Annotated in this window: 3 protein-coding genes; all 3 read left to right on the plus strand. The window is 51.5% G+C overall.

What is annotated here, in order from left to right; genetic code table 11:
- Positions 1–2 precede the first annotated feature (2 nt).
- Complete coding sequence (locus tag ADK28_RS18855) at positions 3–665, plus strand: DUF2786 domain-containing protein (RefSeq protein WP_239686263.1); 663 nt, start codon at positions 3–5, stop codon at positions 663–665.
- Entirely contained in the window at positions 662–892 is a 231-nt protein-coding gene (locus ADK28_RS18860; protein ID WP_048796150.1) for a hypothetical protein, read from the plus strand. The genes ADK28_RS18855 and ADK28_RS18860 overlap by 4 nt, the downstream gene beginning before the upstream one ends.
- Positions 889–1,513 (plus strand): HNH endonuclease (locus ADK28_RS18865; protein WP_048796149.1); only part of this gene is annotated, 625 nt, incomplete at its 3' end. The genes ADK28_RS18860 and ADK28_RS18865, both read left to right, overlap by 4 nt.

Genomic DNA, 1,513 nt, shown 5'->3' on the forward strand with positions numbered 1-1,513 from the left:
AAATTAAAAAACTCATGAATTTGGCGCGTAAAAACACCAATCCGAACGAGGCGGCGCTGGCGCTGGAGCGGGCACAGAAGCTGATGCGGGAGCACCAGTTGACCGAGACCGATGTGGCGTTAACAGAAGTCAGCGAGGCCAGCAGCGCCGGTGCGCCGTCCAATGCCGTAAATATCCCCCGCTATATGGCTATGCTCATCGAGATTATTCGCCGAGCCTTTGGCGTTCAGAGTTATCTGTCCGGGCGTAATGGCAAGCGCATCGTGGTGTTCTTTGGTCCTGCGGAGCGGCCGCAGGTGGCAGCGTATGCCTTCGATGTACTGACGCGCCAGATGATGTCGGCGCGCCGTGAGTTTAGCGCTGGGCAGCGTAAGAGTATCAAGCGCGCCACCAAGACTGGGCGGGCTGATGCGTTCTGCGAGGCGTGGGTGCATGGTGCCTACCAGGCGATTGAAGAGTTTGCGGTTACCCCTGCAGAGCAGGATTTGATGGCGGTTTACTTCCAGAAGATTAGCGAGGGATTTACGTCTGTTACGCCTCGGGATGCCAAAAAGGTACGCGGTGATGATGRTGCACGCGGTGCCGGGTTCCGTGCTGGGCAAAATGCCAGGCTGAATCACGGTGTGGATGGTGCTGAACAGCTTCGGCTTGGTGGTGCGGCATGAAAAATACACTCGCTGATTTGGTTAATCACCAGTTCATGATGCTGGAGAGTCTGTCCAGCCCAGAACTGAAAGGTGAAGCGCTACAGGAAGAAATCGCCCGCGCCAAGGCCATGTCTGAGGTTGCTGGGACGGTGATCCAAACGTACCGCGTAGCGCTCGACGCGCAAAGAGCAGTGTATGACGGTTATGCGGGTCGGGTGCCTAAAGTGTTGGGGATAGAAGAATGAGCCAAAAATATACTGACGCGCAAAATTTATTTCTGGAAGTTCATTGCAAAGGGAAAACGTTTCGCGAAATTACCGATTTGTTCAACTACGAATTTGGGACAAATAAAAGACAAGGCACGATGAGAGAAGTGTTACGTCAGCGTGGGTTAGATCGGTATGTTGCAAAACAATTTCATTATAGCGAACAGCAATTAACTTACCTTTTTGCCAATAGAGCGGTTGGATGGAAAAAATTGACGCAGATGTTTAATGAGCGGTTTGGTGATAAAAAAACCGTAGACGCCATCAAGAAAACAATGGCTGGCAGAGGATGGAATCAAAAATGCAGACATGGAACGGGTAAAGGGCTGAAATATATCTACGCCAACGGTAAGCGAATGCGCCTCGACGTTTACGTGTGGGAGTGTGTCAACGGGCCGCTTCCCACCGGTTATGGCGTTATTCATTTGGATAACGATGTGCAAAATAACCAGATTGGTAATCTCCGGCTCGCACCGTTGCACATTAAATCGATATTCATAAGAGCCGGAGGTGGGGATGCGCCGAAAGCGCTGGCACCGGCGTTGTATGCCAGGATCATGCTGAAAAATCACATTAATCAACTTGAGTCTCAGCGCACCA

Origin of the sequence: Serratia sp. 506_PEND (assembly GCF_001076875.1) — a bacterium.
GTDB classification, from domain to species: domain Bacteria; phylum Pseudomonadota; class Gammaproteobacteria; order Enterobacterales; family Enterobacteriaceae; genus Serratia; species Serratia marcescens.